The organism is Halorubrum sp. SP3, assembly GCF_005435195.1.
Lineage (GTDB): Archaea > Halobacteriota > Halobacteria > Halobacteriales > Haloferacaceae > Halorubrum > Halorubrum sodomense.
Genome location: NZ_SGTU01000422.1, coordinates 1 through 419, shown reverse-complemented (window position 1 = coordinate 419; position 419 = coordinate 1). Strand labels below are relative to the sequence as shown.

Here is a 419-nt window from a genome sequence, read left to right as displayed (position 1 = left end):
AACGGTCCCTGGTCCAACTGTTCAAGACGAGCAGAGTCAGGACGATGCGCACACCCAGAAAGCAGTCGGGGTAATTCCAGAACTCCAGATGAGACCTGGATTTCCAAACCGAGCCTCGAATAGTGGATAACGGAGTGATGGGGAAAGGCAGCATACGTGTACATACGTCGGAGACGTGGTGCCCTGTTTCAGGGCCGTTCCCGGCGGCTAACACATATGAGCGAACACAAGCCACAGACCGCAGCCGGTGACCCGGACCAAGGTGCCGACGATGCCACAGAGTCGGATGGACAGCAGATCAATGAGCCAACCCGGAACAAGCTCTTCGTCATTCCGGTTGGAACGGGTGGGCTCCGAACCGCACAGCGGATCCACTCCCTGGAGGAGCACTTGGAGCCCGACTTAGATATCGAGTACAT

1 protein-coding gene is annotated in these 419 nt (G+C 57.0%); it reads left to right on the top strand.

The annotated features are described in order from the left end of the window. Positions 1-216: 216 nt before the first annotated feature. Positions 217-419, top strand: a 203-nt coding sequence (locus EXE42_RS17085; protein ID WP_137707071.1) for a hypothetical protein, incomplete at its 3' end; no start/stop codon positions are given.